Here is a 22,937-nt window from a genome sequence, read left to right on the forward strand (position 1 = left end):
GGGGCGTTACGTCCGCCCGCCGCGCACGAGCGCCTTGGCGATGGCCGGCCAGCGGCGCGGAGCGAGCGGACGGTAGAACGCCACCTGCCAGCGCGTGCGGGTGCTTTCCATCCAGTCGCGCTTGTAGGGATCGTCGCCGGTGCCGAAGTCCACTTCGCGCACGCGGTCGCGATCGATCACGTGTTCGAACAGCGCGGCGGTCAGCAGCGTGCCCGGCGAATGGGCCTTGGCGCTTTCATCGTGCGCCAGCTTGTGAATGAAGGCGGTGCCGCCTTCCACCGTCCAGAACTGCGCGGCCACAGGCTTGCCGTCGATCGTGGCGATGCCCAGCCGCAGATTGCCGGCCGCGCTTTCGGCTTCGGCGAAGCGGCGCAGGAAGGCGGGGCTGCCTTCTTCCGGCTTCCAGCTCAGCCGATAGATCGTTTCATAGGCGGCCCAGTCCGCTTCGTTGAACGCGGTGGCGATGCGCAGATCGACCACCCCCTTCTTGCCCTTGCGGCGCACGGTTTCGCGCAGGCGGCCGGGGCGGGCGGCCCAGTATTCGGCAAAGCTGCGGCCATCGACCGGCAGGATATGATTGGTATCGCAGGGCGTCGCGAACGCCAGCCAGCCCGCCTTGCGGAACGCGGCGGTCAGCGGGGCCACGTCTTCCTCGGGCAGCGGCGACAATACGATCCCGTCGTGCGTGCGTGACAGGTCGCGCGCGATGCCTTCGAGCAGCGCGGCGCCCTGATCGGTCCAGCGCGCGCGGGTGAAGAAGCTGTACCAGTTGCCGAGCGGTTCCAGCGTGCCCGGCGCGGTCTGGCGCACCGGCAGCACCGCGCGTTCGTCCCCATCGCGGGCGGTCGCCAGGAAGCAGCGCGCGGGATCGAGGCATTCGCGTGCCAGCAGCGCGTACCAGTCCAGCCGGTCGAACGGCGCGTGCTGCATCTCGCGCCCGAGCAGGCGCGAAAGCGCGGCGTCTTCTTGCGCTTCGTTAAGACTGGCGTGATAGACGATGGCGCCCAAGAACCGAATTCCCCGTTGCGAAGGTCCGAAAGCCGCGTGTCCGCCGATCCCGATCCTACCGTTCATCCGCTGGACCATCTGCCGTTGCGCGGCGCGCCGGGAGGCCCGGCGCTGGTCCTGCGGAACGAGACCCTTAGCTTCGAGGCGTTAAATGACCGTGTAGGCCGGCTTGCCGCATGGCTCGCCCGGCAGGTGCCGGAAAAGGGCGCGCGAGTGGCGACATGGCTGGCCAAGACCGAACTGGCGTGCCTGATGCCGCTGGCGGCGGTGCGCGCCGGGCTGGTGCATGTTCCGGTCAATCCGCTGCTCAAACGGGCGCAGGTGGCGCATATCCTGGCCGACAGCGGCGCGCGGCTGATGATTTCCAACACGGCGCGGCTCGATACGCTGGAGCCGGGCGATGCCGGGCAGGCCGCGCTGTGCGAGGAAGCCGGCGTGCGCGCGGGTCTTGCCGGGGAGGCCGATCCGCTGCCACCGAGCCAGGCCATGTCCGACGATCTGGCGGCGATTCTCTACACCAGCGGATCGACCGGCCGGCCCAAGGGCGTGGTGCTCAGCCATGCGAACCTGTGGCTGGGCGCGGTCAGCGTGGCGCACTACCTGAAGGTGACGGCGGTGGACCGCGTGCTGGCGGTGCTGCCCTTCGCGTTCGATTACGGCCAGAACCAGCTGCTGTCGACCTGGTACGCCGGCGGCGTGGTGGTGCCGCTCGATTACCTGACCCCGCGCGATGTGGTGAAGGCCGTGGCGCGAGATGGCGTGACCAGCATTGCCGCGGTTCCGCCGCTGTGGCTGCAACTGGTGGAGCAGGACTGGCCCGAGGATGCCGCCCGGCAACTGCGCCGGCTGACCAACAGCGGCGGCGCGCTGACGCCCTCGCTGGTGCGTGCCTTGCGCGCGAAGTTTCCCGAAGCGCGGCTCTATCCGATGTACGGGCTGACCGAGGCGTTCCGTTCCACCTATCTCGATCCCGATCTGGTCGATCGTCACCCCACCTCGATCGGCCGGGCGATTCCCTTTGCCGAGATCATGGTCGTGGCCGACAGCGGCGCCGAAGCCGCGCCGGACGAGGAAGGAGAACTGGTGCACGCCGGGCCGTTGGTGGCGCAAGGCTATTGGCAGGATGCCGCACGCACCGCCGAACGCTTTCGCCCCGCGCCGGCGTTCTCCGCGCTCGGCGGCATGGCGGTCTGGTCGGGCGATCGGGTGCGGCGCGACGCCGAAGGGCTGCTGCATTTCGTGGGGCGTCGCGATGCCATGATCAAGACCTCGGGCAACCGCGTCAGCCCGCAGGAAGTGGAGGAAGCGGCGGTCGCCACCGGGCTGGTTGCCGAAGCCGTGGCGCTGGGCCTGCCCGATCCGCACCTGGGGCACGCGATTCATCTTGTCGCCCGGCCCGCCGTTGCGCCGGAGAAAGCCGAGGCGGAACTGCTGCCCGCGCTGACCCGCGCGCTGCCCAATTTTATGGTGCCGCGCCACGTCCACTGGCGGGCGGACATGCCGGTCAGCCCCAACGGCAAGCTGGACCGCGTGGCGCTGGCCGCCGAACTCGCGGGCGGAGAGAACGCATGAAGCCGCTCGGCCCCATCCCGCCCGGTTTCGCCGCGATCGACGGGGAACTGGCCATCGCCGGTCGCAAGGCGAGCGATCTTGCGGCGGACGCGGGGAATACCCCGCTGTTCGTCTATGCGCGCGAATTGCTCGACCGGAAGATGGCCGGGTTGCGCGCCGCGATGCCGGAGCGGCTGGCGATCCACTATGCGGTGAAGGCCAATCCGTTCGGGCCGCTGCTCGCGCATATGGCCGGGCTGGTCGACGGATTCGATATCGCATCGGGGGGCGAACTGGCGATGGTGGAGGCGGCCGGCATCGACCTGGCGCTGGTGAGCTTCGCCGGTCCGGGCAAGCGCGATGCCGAACTGGAAGCGGCGATCGCCAGGGGCGTGACGCTCAATCTCGAATCGGAAGGCGAGGCGGAGCGCGCCCTGGCCATTGCCGAGCGGCTGGGTCAGGCGCCGCGCCTTGCCATCCGGGTCAATCCCGATTTTGATCTCAAGGGATCGGGCATGAAGATGGGCGGCGGGGCCAAGCCGTTCGGGATCGATGCGGAGCGCGTGCCGGCGCTGGCGCGCCGCCTGATCGCGGCGGGCGCGGAATGGCGCGGTTTCCATATTTTCGCGGGAAGTCAGGCGCTTGATACCGCCGCCATCGCCGATACGCAGGCGCAGACGCTGCAGCTGGCGGCGCGGCTGGCGGAAGAAAGCGGCGCACCGCTGCCCAAGTGCAACCTGGGCGGCGGCATGGGCATTCCCTATTTCCCGGGCGACGAGCCGGTGGACGTCGCGGCCGTGGGCGCGGCTCTTGCCGAACGCTTCGCCGACCTGCCGGCGGTGCTCGCCGACACGCACTTCTGCATCGAGCTGGGCCGCTATCTGGTGGGCGAAGCGGGCGTCTATCTGACCCGGATCGTCGATCGCAAGGAAAGCCACGGCGAGATCTACCTCGTTACCGATGGCGGGCTGCATCACCAGCTTGCCGCCAGCGGCAACTTCGGCACGGTGGTGCGGCGCAACTATCCCAGCGCCATCGCCACGCGGTTCGGCGCCCCGGTGGAGGAAGAGGCGAGCATCGTCGGCTGCCTCTGCACCCCGCTGGACCGGCTGGCCGACAAGGGCGGCTTTCCCCGCGCCCATCCGGGCGATCTGGTGGCGATCTTCTGCGCCGGGGCCTATGGCGCCAGCGCCAGCCCGGCGATGTTCCTGGGGCAGGGGCCGGCCGCCGAAATCCTCGTATGAATCCGTAACGGAGCGGATTTTCATACTGTCCGCCCGATCCGTGCCGTTTCGGGACTGGCCGCAAATTCCCGCTGTTTCGCGGGCGCGGTTCAGTGAAGGCTAACGGTATCTTCACCCTTTTTGGCGATAGCCGACACTGAATAGCGGTGCCTTTCGCGTCCCTTGGCGGGACGGCGGAAGCGATGCCGCTGGCTCGGAAAAGGACAGTCCATGCCGATCGATACGCGTCTGACCCGCCTGCTTGCCGGCACCGCCATGGCAAGCCTTGCCCTGACGGGCTGCGCGGGTTCGGGCGGCAAGCCGCAGCTTCCGCCGGCCTCGTTCGTCTCTCTGCAGGAAGGGCCGGGCGAGGAATACGTGATCGGTCCGCTCGACGAACTGACGATCTTCGTGTGGCGCAACCCCGAACTCGGCGCCAGCGTGCAGGTGCGGCCCGACGGGCGCATCACCACGCCGCTGATCACCGACATGCCGGCGGTGGGCAAGACGCCGTCGATGCTGGCGGAAGACCTCAAGCTCCAGTTGTCGCAGTACATCCAGGAGCCGATCGTCTCGGTCATCGTCAACAAGTTCGCCGGCACGTTCAGCCAGCAGGTGCGGATCGTGGGGGCCACGGAAAAGCCGGCCTCGATCCCCTATCGCGCCAACATGACGCTGCTGGACGCGATGATCGCGGTCGGTGGCCTCTCGGAATACGCCGCCGGCAATCGCGCCCGCCTGATCCGCTTCGACAAGCAGACCGGCAAGCAGAAGGAATACGCGGTCAAGCTGGGTGATCTGCTGCGCAAGGGGGACAGCAAGGCCAACGTCCTGCTCATGCCCGGGGATGTGATCATCATCCCCGAGAGCACGTTCTGAGCGGCGGCGGGACGAGGGGGCCTTTCCGGCGATGACCAACATCTATGAAGAAGTGCGCATCGCGCTTTACGGCATTTGGCACCGGCGCTGGCTGGCGCTGGGCATCGCCTGGCTGGTCTGCCTTGTCGGGTGGGTCTTCGTGGCGATGGTGCCGAACAGCTACGAATCGAAAGCGCGCATCTTCGTCCAGACCGACAATGTGCTGTCCGACCAGATCGGCGTGGGCAACGACGGCAAGCGCGATATCGAGCGCGTGCGCCAGACGCTGACCAGCTCGGTCAATCTCGAGAAGGTCATCCGCGCGACGCGGCTGGGCGACAAGATCACCAGCGACAAGCAGATGGAATCGGCCGTCCAGGGCCTGGGCGCGCGGATCAAGGTGGTCAGCCAGCAGGACAACCTGTTCGAGATTTCCGCCAGCTCCGGCAGCGGCGGCTACACCGATGTGCAGAACGCCAAGCTGGCGCAGGACATCGTGCAGAAGATGATCGACATCTTCCGCGAGGAGAACCTGGCCGGCGGCCGTGGCGAGATGAGCAGCACGCTGGCCTTCATGGACCAGCAGCTGGCCGATCGGCAGAAGGACCTCGAAACCGCGGAGCAGAAGCGCCAGGAATTCGAGGCGAAGAACACCGATCTCATTCCCGGCAGCGGATCGCTGGGCGCGAAGCTGGAAAGCGCGCGTTCCGAACTGCGCGGCGTCGAATCCGATCTGCTGGCGGCGCAGAGCGCGCTCGCCTCGATCAACGGCCAGCTTTCGGGCACGCCGCAGACGATCATGGTGCCCGGCGTATCGGGCGGCGCCAAGGGTGCGCTGGCACAGGCGCAGTCCGATCTCGCTTCGATGCGCGCGCGCGGCCTTACCGACAGCCACCCCGACGTGATCGCGCTCAAGAGCCAGATCGCCAGCCTTTCCCGGCAGGCGGCATCGGAAACGGGGCACGTCGGCGGTACGCCCAACCCGGCCTATTCCTCGCTCCAGTCGATCAAGGCGGATCGCGAGGCAAGCGTGGTGGCGCTGCAATCGCGCAAGGCATCGCTCCAGGGCGAAATCGGCCAGCTTACCGGCAAGCAATACAGCGAACCGGCGGTCGCCGCCGAAGCGGCGCGGATCAATCGCGATTATGACGTGCTGAAGGAACAGTACGACAAGCTGCTGCGCGATCGCGAACAGCTTCGCCTGCGCGGGCAGGTGGAATCCGAACACGATGCGGTGAAGTTCGACGTGATCGATCCGCCGTCCACGCCGCGCGCGCCGACGGCCCCGGATCGGCCCTTGCTGCTCATGCTGGTGCTGATCGTGGGCCTTGGAGCGGGCTGCGGCGCGGCTTTCGCGGTGGCGCAGTTGCGATCGACCTATACCACCACCGGCCAACTCGAACGGGCCTCCGGGATGCCGGTGCTGGGTTCCGTGTCGCTGACGCTGACGCGCCAGGCGCGCGCGTTGCGCAACCGGCACCTCAAATGGTTTGCCGGCGCGAGCGCGGGCCTTGTGGCCGTGCTGGTGCTGCTGCTGGCGGTCGAGTTCATGAAGCGCGGCATGGTGGCGTGAGGAAGCGGGGTTGAAGATGACCGACCAGAGCAAGATTCCGCTGCCGCCTACCGGCCCATCGCTGATCGAGCGGGCCGCGGGGACGTTCGATTTCCGCAAGGTGTTGCAGGCTCCCGTGCCCGCCGCGCCTGGCGCGCCGGCTGCGGATACGCCTGCGCCTCCGCCCGTTGCCGCGCCCGTTTCGCCCCTCGCGCCCGTGCCACCAGTGCCGGCGGCCGTGGATCGTCCTGCTCCGGTGGACGCGCAGCCCGTGCTCGACGGTATCCCGGCGCAGCAGGTCTTCAAGGGCAAGCTGCATCCCATCGACCGCCTGCACTTGCGCGAACAGTGCCTGATCGAACCCGATGGCGCGGTGACGGAGCTGCTGGAGGAATTCCGCATCGTCAAGCGCCAGCTGCTGCTGACGGCGGCGGATTCGCGCGCAGGGCGTGGTGCCCCGCATGGCGAGCGCATTCTCGTCTGCTCCGCCCATCCGGGCGAGGGCAAGACGTTCTGCGCCACCAATCTGGCGCTGTCGATCGCGGCGGAAAAGGACAACGAGGTCCTGCTGGTCGATGCCGATTTCGCCAAGCCCAGCGTGCTGTCCGCGCTCGGCCTGCCCGGCGGCCCCGGCCTGATGGACGCGCTGGCCGATCCGTCCGTGCGAGTAGAGGACTGCATCCTCGGTACGGACATTCCCGGCCTGTTCGTGCTGCCGGCCGGCAATTCGACCGGGTCGGACACCGAATTCCTGGCGTCCGCGCGCACGCGTACGGTTCTGGACCGGCTGACGGCGCACGCACCCAATCGCATCGTCATCTTCGATAGCCCGCCCGCGCTGGCGGCCTCTCCGGCTTCGGAGCTGGCCATGCACGTGGGGCAGGCGATGATGGTCGTTCGCGCGGACCAAACCGGCGAAGCCGAGCTGCGCGACGCCGTGAACATCCTTTCCGGCTGCGAGAACATCCGGCTGCTGCTCAACTGCACCCGCTTCTCGCCCACGGGCCGGCGGTTCGGTTCTTATTACGGGTACAAGGAATGATAATGGCCCGCTTTTCCTCGCGCCGGGGTGCGCAATCCGCCCTGTACGGTGCCGTCGCGCTGCTGGCGCTTCATGGTGCGCCCGCGCTTGCGCAGCAGCTTGACTACGGCAACGTCGATGATGCTTCGGGCGGAAGCGCCACGGGCGGCGATGCTGGCGCGAAAGGACGCGGCGGGCACTCGATCCGTTCCGCCGGTGGGGGAGCGCGGACCACCATCCAGCCCTATCTCGAGGTGTCGCAGAACCTGCTGGCGGAACTGAAGCCGGGCGACGATGTGCTGACTTATACCGCGATTGCGGCCGGGGTCGATGTCGCGCTTAACGGGCGCAACACGCAAGGGGCGGTGTCCTTCCGCTATGAACGGCGCATCACCGAAAAGGGCAATACCGCTAACGGCGACACGATCTCGGGCCTCGCTCGCGTGAAGCATGATCTGATCCCCCGCACGCTGTCGGTGGAAGCCGGTGGCCTGGCGACGCGGACCCGTGTGGATGCGACCGGGGCGGGCAGCCTCAACCCCGTGGCCACCAGCAGCGCGACCACCCAGATCTATTCGGCCTATGCCGGGCCGGCGCTGGCAACCCATGTCGGCGACGTGGCGGTCAACGGCTCCTACATGGTGGGCTACACCAAGGTGGATACCAAGAACGGCGTGACCGCCGTGGCCGGGCAGCCCAGCTCCAACATCTTCGATCATTCGCTTTCGCAATCGGCGCAGCTTTCGGCAGGCGTACGCCCCGGCGTGATCGCGCCGGTGGGCGTGACCGCCAGCGGCCGTTATGCGCAGGAAGACATTTCCAACCTCGACCAGCGCTATCGCGAACTGAACGCCGGCGTGCAGGTGACCCTGCCGGTGACGCAGGACCTCGCGCTGGTGGGCGATGTCGGGTATCAGGACGTGCAGGTTTCGGCCCGCGATGCGGTCTATGATGTCAACGGCGTGCCGGTGATCGGCAGCAACGGCCGCTTCGTTACCGACAAGTCCAAGCCGCGCGCCATCGCCTATGATTTCAGCGGCCTCAGCTGGGATGCCGGCGTGATGTGGCGGCCCAGCCGGCGCACATCGCTTTCGGCCTTCGTCGGCCGCCGGTATGACAGCACGACCTATTACGGCAGCTTCAGCTATGCGCCCAACGCGCGCAGCGCGCTGGGTATCTCGGTCTATGACGGCATTTCGGGCTTCGGCTCCTCGCTCGGCAATGCGCTGCGCGACGTGCCGACCGACTTCGAGGTCGGCCGTGATCCGTTCAACGGCAACATCAGCGGTTGCGGCATCGGTTCGACTGGCGGCGGCTGCGTCAACGGCGCGCTGGCCTCGCTGTCGTCGTCGGTGTTCCGCGCCCGCGGCGTCAACGCGACCTACGGCATGACCGTGGGCCGTCTGCGCGCGGGGATCGGCGCCGGCTATGTACGTCGCAAGTTCATTGCCGCGCGCGGGACCGTGCTGGGCCTTGCGGATGGCACCGTGGACGAAAGCTGGTATGTCGATGGCGGCGTGTCCGGCCGGCTCGATCGGCGGTCCAGTTTCGCCGTGGCCGTGTACAGCGCCTGGTACAACAGCGGTTCGGCTGGCAATGCCAAGAGCAACGCGGTGGGCGCGAACGCTTCCTACTTCCGCAACCTGACCGATCGTCTGGTCGGTAGCGCGGCGGTGGGGATCGATGGCTTCAGCCGCAAGGCGGCGCCGGATGAACTCGTCGCATCGGGCCGGATCGCCCTGCGCTACAATTTCTAACCCCCGGGGGGCTTCGATGTACGATACGTTCTATGGGCTGACAGGACGTCCCTTCCAGCTCACGCCGGACCCGGATTTCTATTTCGAGAGCACGACGCACCGCAAGGCGCTGTCGTACCTCGGTTATGGTCTGGCGCAGGGCGAAGGCTTCATCGTCATCACTGGCGAAGTCGGCGCGGGCAAATCCACGCTGGCCGCGCACCTGATGGCGACGATCGACCGCCAGCGGCTGACCGCCGGCCAGATCGTCACCAGCAAGCTCGACGGCGAGGAACTGATCCACGTGGCCGCGCGCGCGTTCGGGCTGCATGTGCCGGGGCACGACAAAGCGTCCGCGCTCGCGGCGATCGAGGTGTTCCTGCACGAAGAGGCCCGTGCCGGCCGCCGCTGCCTGCTGGTGGTGGACGAGGCGCAGAACCTTTCGATCGGCGCACTCGAAGAATTGCGGATGCTGTCGAACTTCCAGCTTGGCGCGCATCCGCTGCTGCAGATGCTCCTGCTGGGACAGCCGGAATTTCGTACGCTGCTGCAGACATCGCCCGAACTGGAACAGTTGCGCCAGCGCGTGATCGCCTCGCACCATCTCGATGCCATGGAAGCGGGCGAGGTGGGGCCGTATATCGAACATCGCCTCGCGCGTGTGGGCTGGACGGGCAATCCCGCGTTCGAGCCACGCGTCTATGCCGATCTGGCGCGGGCAAGCGGTGGCGTGCCGCGCCGGATCAACCAGATCGTCAGCCGGCTGCTGCTCATGGGGGCAATCGAGCAGTCCCCGCGCATTGACAGCGCCATGCTGAAGGACGTGCTGACCGACCTGGATCGCGATGCGGCGGGCGGTGCCGTTGCCGCGCGGCCGGCCCCCGCGGCCGAACCGGCGCTGGCCGATGCATTGCCGGTGATGGATTCCTTCGCCGCGCCCGAACCAGCGCTGGAGCACGGTGTTCAGCCGGTTGGCGAAGCCGAGCCCCAGGCGCATGCCCAGCCGGCGTTCGACCTGTCGATGATCCAGCAGGCGCTGGCCAGCCGCGACGAACAGATCGCCGAACTGCAGCAGGCCGTGATCGAACTTGCCGAACTGCGCCCGGCCGCAACGACGGAAGACCCGGCCCGCGATGAACTCGCCGCCGCTCTGACGGATGCCAACGGTCGCGTCGCTGCGCTGGAAATGCGGCTGGCCGAGCAGGAACAGGCGATCCGCCATGTCCTGACCATGCTGATCGAATGGCTGGAAAGCGAACAGAAGCCGCGCCTCGCGGCTTGAGGAAGGGAGCGTGCCGATGACCTGGCCTAGCTCAGGGCCCAGCTCAGGGCCCAGCAGAGGGCCCGCCCAGGCGCCGCGCAACGGCCTTTCGGTCGATGTCGAGGACTGGTTCCAGGTCGGCGCGTTCGAAACCGTGATCGATCGCGGGGACTGGGATGGCCTTTCCTGCCGTGTCGAGCGCAATTGCGACGTGATTCTGCGCATGTTCGCCGATGCCGGGGTGAAGGGCACGTTCTTCACGCTGGGTTGGGTGGCGCAACGCTATCCCGCGATGATCCGCCGGATCGCCGACGAAGGGCACGAGATCGCCAGCCACGGCTGGGACCATGCCCGCGTGTTCACGCTGGGCGCCAAGGCCTTTGCCGAGGACATCGCGCGGGCGCGGGCGGTGCTGGAAGATGCCGGCGGCCAGCGCGTGACCGGCTATCGCGCGCCCAGCTTCTCGATCGATGCGCGCACGCCCTGGGCGCACGAGGTGCTGGCCGAGCAGGGCTATGCCTATTCTTCCAGCGTCGCGCCGATCGTGCACGATCACTACGGCTGGCGCGAGGCGCCGCGTTTCGCCTTCCGTCCGGTCGCAGGTGCGGACCTCATCGAGATCCCGGTAACGACGGCCGAAGTGGCCGGCCGGCGTATGGCGGCCGGCGGCGGTGGCTTCTTCCGCCTGCTGCCCTATACCGTTTCACGCTGGGCGATCCGGCAGGTCAACACCGTGGATGGCCGGCCGGCCGTGTTCTATTTCCATCCGTGGGAAATCGATCCGGAACAGCCACGCGTCGCTTCCGCGCCGCTGCGCTCGAAGGTGCGGCACTATACCAACCTCACGGTCATGGCGGCCAAGCTGGACCGGCTGATCCGCGATTTCCGTTGGGGGCGCATGGACGAGGTGGCCGCAGGCCAGATGGCCCTGGCTCTGCCGGCGCAACCCGTACTGGGGAAGGCGGCATGAACGCGCCATTCCGCTTCCTGGCGGCCCGCGTGCGCCTTGCCGATCCGGGTGACCGCCCGGCTATGGCGCGGTTCCTGGCCTAAGACCCCGCCGCCACGGCCTTCCACCGCCTGGAATGGATCGACGCCGTGGAGCGCGCCACCGGGCACCGCGCGCACCTGCTGCTGGCCGAGCGTGATGGCGCGATTACCGCGATGCTGCCGTTGCACGCGGCGCACTCCCCGCTTTTCGGCCGCGCGCTGGTCTCGACCGGGTTCGCAGTGGGCGGCGGGCTGATCGGCGATGCGGGCGAAGCCACGGCGCTGTTCGATGCCGCGCGCGAACTGGCCCGCCGCCTGTCCACGCCGACGATCGAACTGCGCGGCGGCGTGATGCCAGACGGCGCGGGCTGGCACATCAAGCAGGATAGCCACGCCGGCTTCGTCCTGCCGCTGGCCGCCGACGACGAGGCGCAGTTGCTTGCCGTTCCGCGCAAACAGCGCGCGGAAGTGCGCAAGGGGCTGGGCAACGATCTGGAAGTGCGGGTCGGCCGGTCCGGGGCGGATCGCGCGATGCACTACGCGGTCTATGCCGAATCCGTGCGCAACCTGGGCACGCCGGTATTCCCCAAGTGCCTGTTCGACGCGGTGATGGACCTCTTCGTTGCGGATGCGGATATCCTGACGGTGCTGCACCAGGGCAAGCCGGTCGCCAGCGTGCTGAGCCTGTACCATCGCGGCGCGGTCATGCCCTATTGGGGCGGTGGCGTGTTCGCGGCGCGCGCGCTGCGCGCCAACGACGTGATGTACTACGCGCTGATGAACCACGCGCGCGGCCGGGGTTGCGACCGGTTCGATTTCGGCCGGTCCAAGACCGACAGCGGCGCCTACCATTTCAAGCGCAACTGGGGCTTCGTGCCAGAGCCGCTGTCCTATGCCACTTGGTCCGCCGATGGCGTTCCTCCGCGCGACGTCAATCCGCTCAGCCCGCGCTATCGCGCCAAGATCGCCGCGTGGCAGAAACTGCCGCTGCCGATCGCGAACCGGCTCGGTCCGCTGATCGCGACCGGGCTGGCGTGACGGGCGCGGCCATGGGCGAAATCCTGTTTCTGGCGCACCGGATGCCGTTTCCGCCCGATCGCGGCGACAAGATCCGCTCGTGTCACATGCTGCGCCGGATCAGCGCGCTGGCGCCGGTTCATGTCGCGTGTTTCGCCGATGACGAGGCGGACTGGTCGCACGAACCGGAACTGGCGGCGATTTCGGCCAGCCTGTGCCTTGTCGCGCGGACCAAGTCGGTTCCCGTAGCCGCCGCGCAGGCGCTGGCAACGGGCAAGCCCGTCAGCCTGACCGCGTTTTCCTCGCCGGCCATCCGCCGCTTCGTGCGCGAAACGCTGGCCACCCGGCCGATCTCGGCGATCTTCGTGTTCTCCGGGCAGATGGCGCAATACATTCCGGAGGATTTCACCGGGCCGGTGGTGATGGACTTTGTGGATGTCGATTCCGCCAAGTTCGAAGCCTATGCGCGCGCAGGCAATCCAGCGGTGCGGGTGATGTACCGGCGCGAGGCGAACCTCCTGCGCCGGTTCGAGGAAAAGATCGCGCATCGCGCCACCGCCAGCGTGTTGGTGACCGATGAGGAAGCCACGCTGTTCCGCGATCGCCTGCAGCATCGGCGCGGTACGCGGGTGATGGCGCTGCCCAACGGCATCGACTGGCGGTTCTATGATCCATCCGGCATTGCACCCGCGCCAGACATGCTGCGCGCCGGGCCGCAGATCGTCTTCACCGGGCAGATGGACTATCCGCCGAACGTGGCGGCGGTGGAATTCTTTGCGCGCCAGGTCATGCCGCGCGTGCGCGAACGCTTTGCGCAGGCGGAATTCAACGTGGTCGGTCGCGCGCCCGTTGCCGAGGTGCAGGCGCTACACGGGCGCAACGGATGCCGCGTGACCGGCACGGTGCCCGATGTCCGTCCGTGGCTGGCCGGGGCCGATCTGGTGGTCGCGCCGCTGCTGATCGCACGCGGGGTGCAGAACAAGGTCCTGGAGGCGATGGCCATGGCGCGCCCCGTGCTGGCGACGCGAGCGGCGGCCACCGGTATTCCCGCGCGCGTGGGGCAGGACCTCGCGGTCGCGGACGGGCCGGAGGATTTCGCCACGCACACGATGACGCTGCTTGCGGATACGGCGCTGGCGCGCAGCATGGGCGCGGCGGGGCGGCGCTTCGTGGTCGACCGGTGCGGCTGGGACCGCGCGCTCGACCCGCTGCCGGCCCTGCTGGGCGCGGACCGCAGGGGGGATCGCCATGCGGCCTGATGCCGCGCCCTTGTCCTCAATCCAGCGTTTCGTTTTGGCCCTGCCGGAAAGCTGGCGGCGGCCGTTGCTGTTCGTCGCCACGGCATGGCTCGGCGTGTTCGCGCTGTTCGCCGGCGATTGGCGCGACATGGCGCTGCAATGGTGGGACAGTTCGACCTACAACCACGCGCTGCTCATCCCGCTGATACTCGGCTGGCTGGTCTGGCTGCGGACGGACGGATTGCTGCGCCTCGTGCCGTCCGCCTGGTGGCCGGGGCTGCTGCCGTTCGGCGGGGCGTGCTTCCTGTGGATGCTGGGCGATTTCTCCGGCTTTTCGCTGGCGCGGCAACTGGCGGTGGTGGTCATGTTGCAGGCGAGCGTGCTGACGCTGCTGGGGCCTCGCGTGGGCGTGGCGCTGGCGTTTCCGCTGTTCTACATGCTGTTTCTGGTGCCCGCCGGGGACGAGATGATCCCGACGCTGCAGACCGTGACGGCCAGGATCACGATGCTGCTGCTGTCCGTGGCGGGAGGCCCCGCCACGATCGACGGCGTGTTCATCACCGCCCCGGGCGGCTACTTCGAAGTGGCGGAAGCCTGTTCGGGCGTGAAATTCCTGATCGCGATGGTGGCCTATGGCACGCTGGTCGCCAACGTCTGCTTCCGCAGCTGGCCGCGCCGTGCGGCGTTCATGGCAATGGCGCTGGTGGTGCCGATCCTCGCCAACGGCGTGCGCGCGTGGGGCACGGTGTTCATCGCCGGAAAGGTCGGCATCGGCTTCGCCGCCGGGTTCGACCATGTGTTCTATGGCTGGGTGTTCTTCGCCATCGTGATGGCGCTGGTCATGGCCGCCGGCTGGAAGTTCTTCGACCGCGCGATCGATGATCCGATGATCGATGCGGATGCGATCGCGGCCTCTCCGTTGCTGGGCCGGCTGGCCCGCTTGCGCTGGCCCGAAGGCCGGGCGCTGGGCGCGCTGGCGGGAACCGCCGCGCTGTTCATGGGCTGGGGGGCGATGGCCAACCGGCTGGAAGCGCCCGTCCCTGCGCAAATACTGCTGCCCCACGTGCCGGGCTGGCACCGGGTAGACATGGCGCCTGCCGCGCCCTGGCAGCCGTTGCACACGGGCGCCGAGCATCGCTTGCTGGGCAGTTACGCCGATGCGAAGGGCCATCGGGTGGAGGTGTCCTACGCGCTCTATGCCGGGCAGGCCGAAGGCAAGGAGGCTGGCGGCTTCGGGCAGGGTGCCTTGCCGCTGGGCAGCAGCTGGGCCTGGGAAAAGCCGGGTCTGGCGCTGGAAGGTGCGAAGTCCGATGTGATCCAGGCGCCGGGGCCGGTCCACCGCCTCGCGCTCACCTGGTATCGCACCGGCGATCTGCTGACCGGCAGCAACGCGCGGCTCAAGCTGGCCAACATCGCTGACCGGCTGCTGTTGCGTCGCCGGCCCACAGCCGCGTTGATCGTGTCGTCCGAAGGCAGCGATGGGCAGACGGAAGCCGCCGTTCGCGCGTTCCTGGGTGCTACCGGTCCGGTAGCGACCTGGATGGACCGCACCGGCAACATGCGATAGGCGCGGAGGCATGTGCGGCATCGCGGGCATTTTCCACACGGAGGGCATGAAGCCGGTCGATCCGGCGCGGCTGGAGCGGATGTGCGATGCCATTGCGCATCGCGGGCCAGACGGGCAGGGGATATGGACTGCTCCCGGCGTGGCGCTGGGGCACCGCCGGCTGGCGATCATCGATCTGGCGGGATCGCCTCAACCGATGGCCGCCACCGATGGTTCGGCGATGCTCGTCTTCAACGGCGAGATTTACAATTTCCGCGAATTGCGCCGCGAATTGCAGGCCGATGGCGCGCAGTTCCACACTGACGGCGACAGCGAGGTAATTCTGGCTGCGTGGCAGCGCTGGGGCGTCGATTGCCTGCCGCGCCTGCACGGCATGTTCGCCTTCGCGCTTTATGACCTGCGGCAGCGGACGCTGCTGCTGGCGCGCGACCGGCTGGGCGTGAAACCCCTGTTCACCGCGCAACTGGCCGATGGCAGCGTGATCTTCGGTTCGGAACTGAAGGCCCTGCTCGCGCATCCCATGCTGCGGCGGGATATCGATCCGCTGGCGATCGAGGACTATCTCGCCTGGGGTTACGTGCCCGATCACCGATCCATCCTGAAGGGCGTGGAAAAGCTGCCGGCGGGCCATTACCGGCTGCTGCGCCACGATGCGCCGCCTGCACCGCCGGTGCAGTGGTGGGACATCTCCTTTGCCGACCGGGAGCCGGGCAATACCGCCGATCTGGGCGCGCACCTGCTGCACCGCCTGCGCGAGGCGGTTACCTCGCGCATGATGGCCGATGTGCCGCTGGGTGCCTTCCTTTCGGGCGGGGTCGACAGTTCCAGCGTCGTGGCGCTGATGGCGGAAGCCAGCACCGATCCGGTGAAGACCTGCAGCATCGGCTTCGACGTGCAGGCGCTGGACGAGACGGCCTATGCCGACAAGGTGGCCGCGCTGTTCAGCACCGAACACCGCAAGCGGGTGGTAGCGTCGGACGATTTCGCGCTGATCGACCGGCTGGCGGGCATGTTCGACGAGCCTTTCGCCGATGCCTCCGCCCTGCCGACGTTCCGGGTCTGCGAACTTGCGCGCGAGCATGTGACCGTGGCGCTTTCAGGCGATGGCGCGGACGAAGCTTTCGCCGGATACCGCCGGCAGGTGTTCCAGCATCGCGAGGAATCCGTGCGGGCGCTGCTGCCGCAAGGCTTGCGAACGCCGGTGTTCGGCACGCTGGGGCGGCTCTGGCCCAAGGCGGACTGGGCGCCACGCCCGCTGCGGGCCAAGGCAACCTTCCTCAATCTCGCGCGGAGCGGAGAGGAGGGCTATGCCCGATCGCTCTCCGTCACGCCGGTCGAACTGCGGGAACGCCTGTATGGCGAGGATTTCCTGCGGCTGCGGGGCGATTATCGCGCCGAACAGCCTTTTGTGGAGATGATGCGCCGGGCGCCGGGGCGTTCCGGGCTGGACCGGGCGCAATACGCCGATCTCAAGTTCTATCTGCCCGGCGACATTCTGACCAAGGTGGACCGGACGAGCATGGCGGTCAGCCTTGAAGCGCGCGAGCCGCTGCTCGATCATCGCTTGCTGGAATTCGGCGCGCGGCTGCCCGAGGCCATGCGGGTGCGCGGCGCGACGGGCAAATGGCTGATGAAGGACGTGATGCGCCGTTATCTGCCCGAAGACGTGCTGTTTCGCCCCAAGATGGGTTTCGTCACCCCGATCGCCGCATGGCTGCGCGGACCGCTGGCCGGAGAGGCCAGGGCGGTGGCAGAAGGTGGCGTGCTGGCGCGAACGGGCTGGTTCCGTGCTCCTGTGCTGCGCGATATCGCCGAGGCTCATATCGCGGGCCGTGCCGACCATTCCCGCCTGCTGTGGCAAGTGCTGATGCTGGATCGCAGCCTGGCGCTGCTATCCTGATCCGCCCCGCCGCGGGAGGGCGTGCGCTTCCGTGCGATCGCCGGGAGCGTGCTTCACCGCCTGTTCAATTTGGTTGATGGGCGGTAACCATGGTAATGTCATATAAACCATTTCGGATTAGACGCCGATCGTAACCTTTTTCGTGACGGTCCATGCGAAACTTTCTGCGATCGCCAGTTTCAATCTCGGTGCTCATTGGGCTGATATGCAGCCTGGTGTTCATTGCCGAGCCGTTGGACCAGATCTACTGGAACGTTCGCTATCGCCTCTCAAGCCACGCGATCTCGCAGCCGGTTATCGTTATCCCGCTGGATAACCAGGGTTCGGGATCGACGAAGAGCAGCGGCTGGACCACGATGGAACAGGCCCGGTTGCTCGAACTGGTGCGACGGCAGGTTCCGCGCAAGGTCGTGCTCGACGCGCGCGTCGATACCGGTCAGTCGATCTGGGGCGATCGCGCGCTGGCGCGTGCCATCGGTGAACTGGGGGACGATTTCTCGCTGGTTCTGCGCAACAACAGCGTGGATGCGGATTCGCACGGCGAGTTCCTGTTCCCTGCCTCCTCCGTGGTGCCGCGTTCGCGCATCGCCATTTCCAAATGGAATGCGAACTTCATCGATTTCGCCACGACCGCGCCCTATGCGGTGCGGATCGATGGCAAGTCCTATCCCACGGTCGGCCCGGCGGTTGCCGGTATCCGCGGGCGTGAGGGCGGGGTCTATGTTCCCGATTTCTCGCTCGATCCGGATTCGGTGCCGCAGCTTCCTGTCAGCAAGCTGCTCAACGGCAAGTTCGCGCCGGGCCTGCTGACCGGCCGCACCGTCGTCATCAGCGATTTTGGAACGGCAGGCCGACCGATCGGATACTTCGGGCACGGTCGCACGCCCGACATCGCGCTGGCCTTCGCCGGATCGGAGGGTTTGCGGCGTCCTTTCGCCATCGTGCTGCCGCGCCTTGTGCTGCTCGGCCTGCTGGCGGTCTGCCTCGCGCTGGCGGCGAATGCCCGATCGCGTCGGGAAAAGGCGCTGTTCTATATCGCCGCCTGCGCCGTCACGTTCGTGCTGCCCGCCATTCTCGTCGAATTTGGCATCCTCAGCTTCACCGATCAGCTTCTCGCCACGATGGCGATCTATGGCAGCATCCGCCTGTGGCAGAAATGGCGCCGTCGCGTGCAGCACACGAGCGCGTCGGGCCTGCCCAATCTTCTGTCGCTCACCTCGAAGCAAATCGAGGTCGGGCGCGACGTGGTGGTCGCGGTGATCGCGCGCTATGAGGAAATCCTCGCGACGCTGCCCAAGGAACTCCATGGGGAATGCGCGCGGCAGATCGCGCGCCGCCTGTCCGTCGGCTCGGGACGCAGCGAGATCTACAACGGCGATGGCGGTCATTTCGCTTGGACCGAGGAAGCGCGGCCGCTGGAAATGCAGCTCAACCACCTTGAAGGGTTGCGCGCGCTGTTTTCGGCTCCGCTGCAGATCGGCGAGCACACGTTCGACACCAACATCCATTTCGGTCTCGACCGCAACGAGGGCGTGGATGCCCTTGCGCGCGTCAATTCCGCGCTCGCGAGCGCCAACGAGGCGTTGACCAGCGGCCGGTCGATCGAACTGTTCGAAGCGGCTCGCCTTGCCGAAGCGCCGTGGGAACTTTCGCTTCATGCGCGCATCGATGAAGGCCTGCGCAACGGCGATATCTGGCTGGCCTTTCAGCCACAGTGGGACTTTGCCGAAAAGCGCTTCTGCGGCGCGGAAGCCCTGATCCGCTGGAACCACCCGACGCGCGGGCCGATTGCGCCCGATGCCTTCATCCTGCAGGCGGAGCGGCCAGGGCGGATCGACGCGCTGACCTTCTGGGTTCTGGAAGAGGCGATTACGGCCGCGCTGGAAATCAACGCCCTGGGGCCGCGTTTCCAGATGAGCATCAACCTTTCGGCACAGATGGTCGACAAGCCGAACCTGGTGTCGAACATCGCCGAGGTGGTGCAGCGGCGCGGGATCGATCCCTCGCTCCTGACCATCGAGGTCACCGAAACCTCCAGCGTCCACAACCGCCCGGCGGCACGTCACAATCTTTCGCAATTGCGCGCACTGGGCTTCCGCCTTTCGATCGACGATTTCGGCACCGGCGAGGCGAGCCTTTCCTACCTGGCCGAATTGCCGAGCGATGAGTTGAAAATCGACCGCCGGTTCGTTTCGCGAATCACCACGGCAGAGCGCGAACGCGCGATCGCGGCCTATACGATCGCCTTGGCGCACGATCTTCACCAGGAAGTGGTGGCCGAGGGGATCGAGGACGAGGCGACGCTTCAGCTTCTGATGGAGCTGGGCTGCGACTACGCGCAGGGGTACTACCTCGGCAAACCGCAATCCTTCGCGGACTTCATCCAGACCTACCGCAGATCGGCCGACATCCAGATCGGAATCGTTTAGGGATTGTTAACCCTCGACGTTAATGATAATTTTTGCTTCCAACCGTGGATGGAGGCAAAAGCTATGTCGATTTGGCGTTGGCTGCTTCAGCTGATCTGAAGCACTGAAAATACGGGCATTTCCGCAAGGAAGTGCCCGTTTTCTGTCATTCCTGGGTTTTCTGATTTCCACGGATTTTGGTGGAGCCCGGGTTATTGATTTTGAGTTTTTTGGTTAACCCGTGCGGTTTCGCGCGGGTTTTTTGTTGGGTGATTCGCGCCAGCGGATTGGTGGATCGGGTCGCCGGGGGCGCAAAAGAGCGGCAGCCGCTGTCGGTATGAGCCAGGCAGGTTCGCCACGTAGGCGTTGTCAGTTCTCGCCGTGTCCCAGCGCGAGATAGTCCTGGCTTTGCATTTCCATCAGGCGGCTGATGGTGCGATCAAACTCGAAGCGACCATCGCCGCTTTCGTAAAGATCGCCGGTTCCGCATCCGCGGCGGCGATCAGCTTTACCTTGTGTTCGTAGAGCGCGTCGATCAGCGTGACGAAGCGCGCGGCCTCGTTGCGGTTTTCCGGCCCCAGGCGCGGGATGCCGACGATGATCACGGTGTGGTACTTGCGGGCAATGGCCAGATAGTCCGCCGCGCCGCGGGCTTCGGCGCAGAGCCGCTTGAAACTGAACACGGCCACGCCCTTCAGGCTCTTGGGCACATGCAGCATTCTCCCGCCGCCCACGTCGATATCGGCGGACGGGACGTGCAGGCTGTCTTCGGGGGGATAGTCGGTCAGCCGGAAGAACGCTTCGCGCGTGGCCTCCGTGGCTGCCGGTCCGTTGGGCACATGCCAGGTGCCGACGCCGCGCATCCGCTCCAGCCGGTAATCGGTGGGGCCGTTGAGCGTCAGCACGTCCAGCCGGCTTTCGACCAGCGCGATGAACGGCAGGAAGTGCTCGCGGTTCAACCCGTCCTTGTAGAGTTCCGACGGCGCGCGGTTGGATGTGGTCACCACGGTAACGGCATGGTCCACGATCAGCGCGGTGAACAGCCGGCTCATGATCATGGCATCGGCACTGTTGTTCACGACCATCTCGTCGAAACACAGCACGCGCGTTTCCTGCCCGATCGCGGCCGCGACCGGCAGGATCGGATCGCCGCTTTCCTTCTTGCGCTCCTCGCGCAGGCGCGCGTGCACGTCGAGCATGAATTCGTGGAAGTGCGAGCGGCGCTTGGCGGTGATAGCAAGGTTGTCGTGGAACAGGTCCATCAGCATGGACTTGCCGCGCCCCACGCCGCCCCACATGTACAATCCGCGCGGCTGGTCTTGCGCCTTGCGGCCCAGCAGCTTGCCGAAAAAGCCGGGCGTGTGCGCTGGTGCTTCCAGTTCCTGCTGGAGTCGGTCGAGCCTGGCGGCGGCGGCGGCCTGTTCCGGATCGGGCCGCAGTTCTCCCGCCGCGACCAGTTCGGCATAGCGTTCCGAAACGCGGGTCATTTACGCGAAGGTTTGCGGACCGTGCCGGTAAAAGACGCGACGGTTTCGTCTTCCTGCACCACCAGGCCGCGCAGGAACACGAGCCGGCCGGTTTCGCGCAGGACTTCGCACACCGAATCAAGCGGCTGGCCGATCCGGCCGGCGCCGATGAACTGCGTCGCGAGGTCGAGCGTGACGGAACCCGCCGCATCGCCGTTCAGCAGCAGGCGCATCGCAGAAAACAGCGAGATGTCGATCAGCGCCAGCGTGACCCCACCGTGGACCGCATCCAGCAGGTTGCTGTGGCGGCGTTCGGGAAACATGCGCAGGCGAACCTGCCGCTTGCCGCCCGGCGCCTCTTCCTCGCGCACCACAAGGTCGCCCATCGTCTGGGCGTTGAACCGGGTCGGGTCCGCGAGGTTCCAGGTAAACCAGCCGGGATGCTGGTCCGAAGGCCCGTAGCTGAAGGCCATCTGCGGGTCAGACCGCCCGCTCGGCCTGCATCTTCTTGATTTCGGCGATCGCGCGCGCCGGCGACAGGCCCTTGGGGCAGACGTTGGCGCAGTTCATGATCGTGTGGCAGCGGTAGAGGCGGAAGGGGTCTTCCAGCTCGTCCAGCCGTTCACCGGTCATTTCATCGCGGCTGTCGGCCAGCCAGCGATAGGCCTGCAGCAGGATCGCCGGGCCAAGGAACTTGTCCGAATTCCACCAATAGCTCGGGCAGGAGGTGGAGCAGCACGCGCACAGGATGCATTCGTAAAGGCCATCCAGCTTTTCGCGCTGTTCGGGCGACTGCAGTCGCTCCTTGCCCGAGGGCGTGGGCGAAACCGTCTGCAGCCAGGGACGGATCGAGGCGTACTGCGCGTAGAAGTGCGTGAAATCGGGAACAAGGTCCTTGATCACTTCCATGTGCGGCAGCGGGGTGATGCGGATATCGCCCTTGAGATCCTCGATCGCCGTGGTGCAGGCCAGGCCGTTGCGGCCGTTGAGGTTCATCGCGCACGAACCGCAGATGCCCTCGCGGCAGGACCGGCGGAACGTCAGCGTCGGGTCCTGCTCGCTCTTCATCTTGATCAGCGCGTCGAGCACCATCGGGCCGCACTGGTCCAGATCGATCTCGAACGTGTCGTAGCGGGGGTTCTCGCCGCTGTCGGGGTCGTAGCGATAGACCTTGAACTTCCGGATCCGCCCCTGGGTCGCCGCCGCGTGATGACGGGACTTTCCGGTGATCTTGGAATTCTTCGGAAGCGAGAAGGTCGCCATCAAAATGTCCCCGTTGCGCGTGGTTGGCTCCAATTCGAGTCGGTCATTAGCGAAACCGGCGCGCGGGGCAAGGGGGACAGACGGGTAATGCCCCTTGCGGCGCACAATTGGTTGGGGCGGCTTGCCGTCGCTCTGGCGGAACCATGCTGCGGAACGCGCGGTGTTTCCGGCTTGTCGAAGATTGTGGGCATGCGCACTCTGCAACTGAAGCGTGAAAGGCGAGCGAGAGGGAGAGGGATGGGTATCAGACAATGGTATGAGGACAAGATCCTGCCACGGATGATCCGATGCGCGTGCAGCGCCGATGCGATCATGGAATTGCGGGCCGGCGTGGTGCCCCAGGCGCGCGGTCGCGTGTTCGAGCTCGGCTGCGGCGGGGGCATAAACCAGCAGTTCTACGATGCCGATGCAGTAACCGCGTTCGCCGGGCTGGACCCCTCGGGCAAGCTGCTGGACTATGCCCGCGCGGAAGTGGAAAGGAAGGGCTGGCAGGCCGATATCCGCGAAGGCGTGGGCGAGGCCATTCCGTTCGCGGACGACAGTTTCGATACGGTTGTCTGCACTTACACGCTGTGCTCGGTGGGGGATTCCGCGCAGGTCCTGCGCGAAATGCGGCGCATCCTGAAGCCCGGCGGGCGGTTGCTGTTCCTCGAACACGGGCAGGCGCCCGATCCCGGCGTGCAGCGCTGGCAGCGCCGGCTGGAGCCGCTCTGGGTTCCATTGATGGGGGGATGCCATCTGACGCGGCCGGTGATCGCGTCCGTCCGGCAGGCGGGCTTCGCCGTGGAAGACAGCGGTCAGCGGTACATGCCGAAGATGCCGCGCTGGGCGTCCTGGATGGAATGGGGCAGCGCGTTCAAGACAGCGTAATGCGCCGG

The 22,937-nt window shown here is 66.9% G+C and carries 16 protein-coding genes and 2 pseudogenes; 14 read left to right on the forward strand and 4 right to left on the reverse strand.

The window, feature by feature from the left end; genetic code table 11:
- Positions 1-6: 6 nt before the first annotated feature.
- The gene (locus F1640_RS16730) at positions 7-1,008 is read right to left on the reverse strand and encodes a GNAT family N-acetyltransferase (protein ID WP_223806457.1); all 1,002 of its coding nucleotides are present in this window, start codon (positions 1,006-1,008) and stop codon (positions 7-9) included.
- A gap of 36 nt (positions 1,009-1,044) precedes the next feature.
- On the opposite strand from F1640_RS16730, the gene F1640_RS16735 reads away from it, so the two are divergent.
- From F1640_RS16735 to F1640_RS25850, 13 genes and pseudogenes are all read left to right on the forward strand, one after another.
- Entirely contained in the window at positions 1,045-2,580 is a 1,536-nt protein-coding gene (locus tag F1640_RS16735) for an acyl-CoA ligase (AMP-forming), exosortase A system-associated (RefSeq protein WP_194920215.1), read from the forward strand.
- Positions 2,577-3,803, forward strand: coding sequence for a pyridoxal-dependent decarboxylase, exosortase A system-associated (locus tag F1640_RS16740; RefSeq protein WP_194920217.1), 1,227 nt, complete (start codon positions 2,577-2,579; stop codon positions 3,801-3,803). Before F1640_RS16735 ends, F1640_RS16740 begins: the two co-directional genes overlap by 4 nt.
- A gap of 210 nt (positions 3,804-4,013) precedes the next feature.
- The gene (locus F1640_RS16745; RefSeq protein ID WP_124807951.1) at positions 4,014-4,661 is read left to right on the forward strand and encodes an XrtA/PEP-CTERM system exopolysaccharide export protein; all 648 of its coding nucleotides are present in this window, start codon (positions 4,014-4,016) and stop codon (positions 4,659-4,661) included.
- Between the two features lie 31 nt (positions 4,662-4,692).
- Entirely contained in the window at positions 4,693-6,213 is a 1,521-nt protein-coding gene (locus tag F1640_RS16750; protein ID WP_194920219.1) for an XrtA system polysaccharide chain length determinant, read from the forward strand.
- Positions 6,214-6,229: 16 nt separating this feature from the next.
- Positions 6,230-7,234 carry an AAA family ATPase gene (locus tag F1640_RS16755; protein WP_194920221.1) on the forward strand — a complete coding sequence of 335 codons (1,005 nt, stop codon included), beginning with the start codon at positions 6,230-6,232 and terminating at the stop codon, positions 7,232-7,234.
- Between the two features lie 2 nt (positions 7,235-7,236).
- A complete protein-coding gene (locus F1640_RS16760; RefSeq protein ID WP_194920223.1) occupies positions 7,237-8,970 on the forward strand; it encodes a preprotein translocase subunit YajC in 1,734 nt (577 codons plus the stop codon).
- Between the two features lie 16 nt (positions 8,971-8,986).
- Positions 8,987-10,231, forward strand: coding sequence for an XrtA/PEP-CTERM system-associated ATPase (locus F1640_RS16765; protein ID WP_194920225.1), 1,245 nt, complete (start codon positions 8,987-8,989; stop codon positions 10,229-10,231).
- A gap of 16 nt (positions 10,232-10,247) precedes the next feature.
- Positions 10,248-11,180 carry an XrtA system polysaccharide deacetylase gene (locus F1640_RS16770; protein WP_124807946.1) on the forward strand — a complete coding sequence of 311 codons (933 nt, stop codon included), beginning with the start codon at positions 10,248-10,250 and terminating at the stop codon, positions 11,178-11,180.
- Positions 11,177-12,238: pseudogene (locus tag F1640_RS16775) on the forward strand (FemAB family XrtA/PEP-CTERM system-associated protein). Before F1640_RS16770 ends, F1640_RS16775 begins: the two are co-directional and overlap by 4 nt.
- Positions 12,172-13,476, forward strand: a complete 1,305-nt coding sequence (locus tag F1640_RS16780) for a TIGR03087 family PEP-CTERM/XrtA system glycosyltransferase (RefSeq protein ID WP_309229286.1) — start codon at positions 12,172-12,174, stop codon at positions 13,474-13,476. The pseudogene F1640_RS16775 and the gene F1640_RS16780 overlap by 67 nt, the downstream one beginning before the upstream one ends.
- Positions 13,466-15,022 carry an exosortase A gene (gene xrtA / locus F1640_RS16785; RefSeq protein ID WP_194920227.1) on the forward strand — a complete coding sequence of 519 codons (1,557 nt, stop codon included), beginning with the start codon at positions 13,466-13,468 and terminating at the stop codon, positions 15,020-15,022. Before F1640_RS16780 ends, xrtA begins: the two co-directional genes overlap by 11 nt.
- A 10-nt stretch (positions 15,023-15,032) precedes the next feature.
- Entirely contained in the window at positions 15,033-16,922 is a 1,890-nt protein-coding gene (locus tag F1640_RS16790; protein WP_194920229.1) for an XrtA/PEP-CTERM system amidotransferase, read from the forward strand.
- A gap of 215 nt (positions 16,923-17,137) precedes the next feature.
- A complete protein-coding gene (locus tag F1640_RS25850) occupies positions 17,138-19,351 on the forward strand; it encodes an EAL domain-containing protein (protein WP_309229287.1) in 2,214 nt (737 codons plus the stop codon).
- Positions 19,352-19,699: 348 nt separating this feature from the next.
- On the opposite strand, the pseudogene zapE reads toward F1640_RS25850, so the two are convergent.
- The 3 genes and pseudogenes from zapE to F1640_RS16810 all read right to left on the reverse strand — a co-directional run bounded on the left by zapE (position 19,700) and on the right by F1640_RS16810 (position 22,059).
- Positions 19,700-20,817, reverse strand: a pseudogene (gene zapE, locus F1640_RS16800) (cell division protein ZapE).
- Positions 20,814-21,269, reverse strand: coding sequence for a PaaI family thioesterase (locus F1640_RS16805; protein WP_125955054.1), 456 nt, complete (start codon positions 21,267-21,269; stop codon positions 20,814-20,816). Before F1640_RS16805 ends, zapE begins: the two are co-directional and overlap by 4 nt.
- Before the next feature lie 7 nt (positions 21,270-21,276).
- Positions 21,277-22,059 carry a succinate dehydrogenase iron-sulfur subunit gene (locus F1640_RS16810; protein ID WP_124807940.1) on the reverse strand — a complete coding sequence of 261 codons (783 nt, stop codon included), beginning with the start codon at positions 22,057-22,059 and terminating at the stop codon, positions 21,277-21,279.
- Between the two features lie 237 nt (positions 22,060-22,296).
- On the opposite strand from F1640_RS16810, the gene F1640_RS16815 reads away from it, so the two are divergent.
- A complete protein-coding gene (locus F1640_RS16815) occupies positions 22,297-22,929 on the forward strand; it encodes a class I SAM-dependent methyltransferase (protein ID WP_194920231.1) in 633 nt (210 codons plus the stop codon).
- Positions 22,930-22,937 lie beyond the last annotated feature (8 nt).

Origin of the sequence: Novosphingobium sp. NBM11 (assembly GCF_015390225.1) — a bacterium.
GTDB lineage: Bacteria > Pseudomonadota > Alphaproteobacteria > Sphingomonadales > Sphingomonadaceae > Novosphingobium.